We start from the raw sequence: 4,974 nt of genomic DNA, 5'->3' as shown, positions 1-4,974 counted from the left end.
GGTGGGCAACACCACCAGCATCGGCGGCAAGACGTTCACCTACAACGATGCCAACCGCATGAACGCCGTGAAGCAGGGCAATGCCGTGCTGGAAAGTTATGCCTACAACCACCGCGGCGAGCGCGTGCTGCGCACCCCAGCCGGTGGTGCGGCTCAGATCACCCTGTACGACGAGGCCGGGCAGTGGCTCGGTAACTACTCGGCCACGGGCCAGGCGCAGCAGCAGGCCATCTGGCTGGACAACTATCCGGTGGCGCTGATCAACACGCCGGCTACCGGCGTGCCGGAGCTGGCCTACGTGCAGCCGGATCATCTGGGCACGCCGCGCGTGGTGATCGACCCGGTGCGGAATGTCTCGATATGGGAGTGGAGCAACAAGAGCGAGGTGTTCGGCAACCAGATTCCGAGTCTTGATCCGGATGGCGATGGTGTGGCGTTCGAGTTGGCGCTGCGCTTCGCCGGGCAGCAGGCGACGGATGCGAGTGGGCTGTTCTACAACTATCGGAGGGAATACGACCCGGCAGTGGGGCGGTATACCCAGAGCGATCCGATTGGGTTGATGGGTGGACTGAACTCGTTCGCGTATGGAAGCGGAGATCCCACTGGCCGTGTCGATTCGCTAGGCTTGGCCGATAAAAAATACATACCTCAGGCCGTACCTGTTTCACCGGAGTTGCAGGCGGTCGGAAATCGGCTCCAGAGGCTGGCAAACCAAGCAGCGTCCACCATCGACGCCACCTGTGGATGGCGTTGCTCACTGCCTTGGATACGCGGAACGCTCATCCATAGTGAGTTCAAGCGCCTGGTGGATACCACATGCCCGACGTCTCAGTATGCGACTGAGGTGAGCTACGCTGGCCGTAGGGTTGTTAGGTATGGGTACCCGGGGTCCTCACGGGCGGACGCTGTGTACGGCCCAGTTGATGCACCTCAAGCCATCTTCGATCTGAAGACTGGTTGGGCTTACATCTCCTGGGATCAGTACAATAAGTACGTCAAGAATCTCCCCGAGGGAACTCTCGTGGTGGAACTTAAGCCTGAAGGCCGTTGATAAGATGAACAAGCGATACATTTGCAGCCTTCTGCGGAAAAGGTCCGGCCTGATCGGCGGGTCAAGCGGATATTTTTTCCGAAGTGACTATGACTATGTGGCACAAGGAATTGTTCTGGAGTTCGTCCCAAGGGGGCTCTATGTATGGAATTTTGTATTTCCATTGTTTGACTCCTTTGGGCCGCATCTTTCCTACAGCAGCCGAATCGCGGATCGGCCGTTTATCGGAAGGGATCAAATGGCAGACGATGATGTGGTTGAGAGCATTCTTTCATCGATCGAGCTGCGAAACGTTATTGAAGCGAAGTCTTCAATGACCTTGATGGAATTTGCATCATTTCTCGAGACGCGGGGCTTGAGAGGTGCTCACGCTCATATCAATCATGCAACTGCATTGGCGCTATTGGGGAAGACGGATCTAGCGCTGAAGTTGCTGAAGGAACTAGTCCCGGCGTTGGATGATCATGATCTGAAACTTTGCGATTCTCTAATAGTGGCCCTGAATCTTGGAGTTGAGGCGGTCAAATCGATGCTGGACGTGGTGAAGGAGAAGAATGTTAAGAAGCTGGGCGGCGCCTGATCCAAAGGTTAATCGTCCAGTGTTTCCCGGGTAGCCATCAGCCGCCAAGTGCCTGCTGCGTCTCGAACTTTATCGGGGCGGCTCGTCGCTGGAGCGGTGGCGCTGTCTTGGGTTCTAGAACATCTCGATGTGCAGGGCGACGTTTGCGCGTGTCTCGTCGTGATTGCTTTAGATCCTCTGCTTTGTATGTTCCCGCTACTGTCGCTGGAAGAAGTTCTCCATCGATGCGTTGTCATGGCTGTTTCCTATCCGGCTCATGCTGCACAGGATGTCTGCTCGCGCAGAACGCTCTGCCAGTTTTACTGGGTGAAGAGCGAATTGAGTTCGCCAGGGTTGACGATAACGAGCCGGGACTTGCTGATCTTCTTGATCGTTGGAAAGCGGTCGGCTATCCGCTGTCCGGCCTGAAGTGTTTCCGTATCGAGACCCGCTCGACCGGAAGCGTCATTCTCATCTACGCCAAGACATGGCGGATCGAGCATCTGCTGATGGCGGGCGCGGTGCTCTGAAGGACATCCCGTGCCCAGATTCCTCACCCCCGACGAGGTCTCCCTCATCCACAGGCTGCTGCCTGGGGCGACCGAGCTGTCCGAACGGTTGTTGAAGGATCTGGCGCTCGCCCAGGTGGAGGACGTGGAGGTCGTCGGATTCGGAGGCGTGGTGTTCCTGTCCAGCACGACCCAGGTCTTCGGAAGCGACATTGCCACTGCAATGCTTGCCGATGCCGACGGCGTGCCGGTGAGAGTCACCCTGTGCCTGGACAATCACGATCAGCTCTTCGAGCTGGAGCTGTGCAAAGTGGACTTCTCACCGATCATCGGGGTCGATCTGAGGAGCGCTTTCAGCGAGCACTGACACCTGCTGAAAGCGGTCCTCGCCGAAGGGCGTGGCGCATCGCGTTCACCCTTCGGGCTGCAACCGCCCCACCGCCTGCGCGCACAACGACTGGCAGGCCATGACCAATCCCTCCATCACCCGGTCGCCCACGTACTCTTCCGGTTCGCCGTTCTGCCGCGTGCGTTCCGCCGCCAGCAGCATTTCCAGCACCACCCGCAACCCGCTCAACGCACAATCGGCATCGGCCAGAGCCAGGCAGCGCCCGGGCAGCTGGTGCCGCTCCGGCCAGGGTTGTCCGTCGGCCGCCGCACCAGAGCCGATGCGGTTGAGGTTGGCAATGAAGGTGTTCCTGTCCACAGCCGGCGCAGCCTGTGGCGAACCGTCGCCGCGGGCGGTGCTGCGGTAGGCATGCAGATGCGGGAAGTCCGATTCGTTCATGGCAAGGCTCCGTGCAGGGCAATCGGTAGCCGCCACCCGAAAGGTGGCGGGCGGTACGTGGTTCGAATCCGGGTTGGCTTCAAGCCGGCGGGCGCGAACGCCCCCAACGCACCGCCCGCCATAGCCGGCAGACGGATTGCCAGCCGGCGCCACGCATGGTGACGCCGGCTGGCAAGCGCACTTACTCAAAGCCAACACGGGATTCGAAGCCCGGCCACCCTTTTCCGGTGGCACGCCATCTGAGCCCGTGGCGCTGTGCAATGCCAATCAGAAGAGTTGCAAAGATCACTCGATTGGAGACGCTTTCGGCATTCTCCCACGCTGTTAAGCACTGCCAGCACAGGCTGGCGCGGTGATCCGCCCGCACCGTGCAATCTGCGACAGGTGTCGAGGTTGGAAGGAGGAAGGGGGCGGGTGGGGAGGGGCGATGGCGACAGGGATAACAGGACCGGTAGCGCCGGGCCACGCCCGGCGAGCCGACGGCGCATGAACATGGAGGATTCCGCCGGGCATGGCCCGGCGCTACCGATTCCGTTGTTCCTTGACGTTCCTAGCCACCAAGCGCAGGCTTGTTCAGCACGTTTCCTAAACAGAAGGAGACTTATGACCGCGACCGCTTCGCTGCACCCAACCCCCGACACTCAGGGCCGTTCCCGCCTTTGGAGTGTGTTCTGGCTGCAGGGCGTCATTCCCAGCAATATTCTGTGGGCGGTGGCCCTCTGGGCCCTGGCCAACCAGCGCACCCCGCTGCTGCTGGGGGTATTTGCCGTGCTGCTGCTCTATACCGGCTGGATCATCCCGGCGGTGTGGCGGGCGGCGCCCACCGCGCACAACCCCAACCTGGGCGTGGCGGCGCGCGGGCTGACCGTGGCCTGGGGGCTGAACACTGTGCTGGTGATCTTCTTTCTGACCCTGCAGCTGGTGGCTCAATAGAACTGAACAGGCTCGCCGCCCCGGTCGAAGGCGGCGAAGCGGCCGATCTGACCGTCGTGGATGGCGTTGACCATCAGCTTCAGCGGGCGCGCGGCTTCGTCGCTGTTGGGTGCGAAACCACCTCTGCCATCCAGTGCCGCCACGAACACCAGGTCCCAGTCGATGCCGGTGGTGGTCGACTCGGCCGCCAGCGCCTGGAAGCTGGGCACCTCGTCCGGCAGCTTGTCCACGCACAGCACCGGCGACAGGGTGCCGCCCTCGCGGCGGTCATGCCGGTCGCGCTGGTCACCGGTGGGCGATTCGGGCAGCTCGGCGCGCACGAATACGAACAGCAAGCGTTGCGGTTCAGCCTGCTGGCCGGCGGCATGCAGCAGTTGCTGGAAATCGTTCATCATCATGAGGGTTGTCACACGCCCGCTGCACGGAAAGCCGCATGCTGCCATAACGCCTGCCGCGCGGGGCCGAAGACGATTGATTTAAGTCATGCCCATGGAACTGAAGGCCGCGTACTCTGGCAATCGTTCCAGCAGGCGAGGGTATCCGGGCCGTTCCGGGCACAGGCAAGACGGTGGAGCAACAAGGTGGACCAGCCATGAGCCAACTCACCGACGGTTTCGGACGCAGCTTTCCGTACCTGCGCCTGTCGTTGACCGAAGCCTGCAACTTCCGTTGCAGCTACTGCCTGCCCAACGGTTACCAGGCCGATGGCCGCCCGCGCTTCCTGCAGGTGGATGAAATCGCGCGTCTGGTGCGTGCGTTTGCCGCGCTGGGCATGAGCAAGATCCGCCTGACGGGTGGCGAGCCCAGCCTGCGCAAGGACCTGGATGAGATCATCGCCACCGTGGCGGCGGTGCCGGGCATCCGCAAGGTGGCCATCACCACCAACGGCACGCTGCTGCCGCGGCGCCTGCCGGGGTGGCACCGGGCCGGCCTGACCGCGCTGAACGTGAGCATGGACAGCCTGCAGCGCGAACGCTTCAGGACCATCACCGGGCATGACCGCCTGCCGGAGATCGAACAGGGCCTGGCCTTGGCGCAGGCGCTGGGCCTGCCGGCGATCAAGCTCAACGCGGTGCTGCTGCGTGGCCTGAACGACGACGAGCTGCCGCAGTGGATGGACTACCTGCGCGATCGT

At 61.8% G+C, this 4,974-nt stretch carries 7 protein-coding genes and 1 pseudogene; 5 read left to right on the top strand and 3 right to left on the bottom strand.

From position 1 onward, the window contains the following. Together N5D20_RS24525 and N5D20_RS24520 are read left to right on the top strand one after the other, a co-directional pair. The coding region (locus tag N5D20_RS24525) for an RHS repeat-associated core domain-containing protein (RefSeq protein WP_279915261.1) at positions 1 to 1,051 on the top strand (1,051 nt) is incomplete at its 5' end. Between the two features lie 4 nt (positions 1,052 to 1,055). Then, positions 1,056 to 1,631: a hypothetical protein gene (locus N5D20_RS24520; protein ID WP_224328223.1), complete on the top strand. Its 576-nt coding sequence runs from the start codon at positions 1,056 to 1,058 to the stop codon at positions 1,629 to 1,631. 37 nt (positions 1,632 to 1,668) lie between these two features. Here the strand turns inward: N5D20_RS24520 and N5D20_RS24515 are convergent. Next, positions 1,669 to 1,948: pseudogene (locus N5D20_RS24515) on the bottom strand (IS3 family transposase); the annotation flags it as partial. Positions 1,949 to 2,150: 202 nt separating this feature from the next. Here N5D20_RS24515 and N5D20_RS24510 point away from each other — a divergent pair. After that, the gene (locus N5D20_RS24510; protein WP_019659896.1) at positions 2,151 to 2,486 is read left to right on the top strand and encodes a hypothetical protein; all 336 of its coding nucleotides are present in this window, start codon (positions 2,151 to 2,153) and stop codon (positions 2,484 to 2,486) included. Positions 2,487 to 2,531: 45 nt separating this feature from the next. On the opposite strand, the gene N5D20_RS24505 is transcribed toward N5D20_RS24510, so the two are convergent. Then, complete coding sequence (locus N5D20_RS24505) at positions 2,532 to 2,906, bottom strand: hypothetical protein (protein WP_019659895.1); 375 nt, start codon at positions 2,904 to 2,906, stop codon at positions 2,532 to 2,534. A gap of 603 nt (positions 2,907 to 3,509) precedes the next feature. On the opposite strand from N5D20_RS24505, the gene N5D20_RS24500 reads away from it, so the two are divergent. Further along, on the top strand, positions 3,510 to 3,839 hold the full coding sequence (locus tag N5D20_RS24500) for a hypothetical protein (RefSeq protein ID WP_019659894.1): 330 nt from the start codon (positions 3,510 to 3,512) through the stop codon (positions 3,837 to 3,839). Here N5D20_RS24500 and N5D20_RS24495 read toward each other — a convergent pair. Next, positions 3,833 to 4,237, bottom strand: a complete 405-nt coding sequence (locus tag N5D20_RS24495) for a hypothetical protein (RefSeq protein WP_019337817.1) — start codon at positions 4,235 to 4,237, stop codon at positions 3,833 to 3,835. The genes N5D20_RS24500 and N5D20_RS24495 overlap by 7 nt on opposite strands. 194 nt (positions 4,238 to 4,431) lie before the next feature. On the opposite strand from N5D20_RS24495, the gene N5D20_RS24490 reads away from it, so the two are divergent. Further along, positions 4,432 to 4,974 (top strand): radical SAM protein (locus tag N5D20_RS24490; RefSeq protein ID WP_279948145.1); only part of this gene is annotated, 543 nt, incomplete at its 3' end.

The sequence above is a fragment of the Stenotrophomonas sp. GD03877 genome (assembly GCF_029840555.1).
Lineage (GTDB): Bacteria > Pseudomonadota > Gammaproteobacteria > Xanthomonadales > Xanthomonadaceae > Stenotrophomonas > Stenotrophomonas geniculata.
The sequence above is the reverse complement of the archived record's forward strand: the minus strand, read 5'-3'. Positions and strand labels throughout refer to the sequence as shown.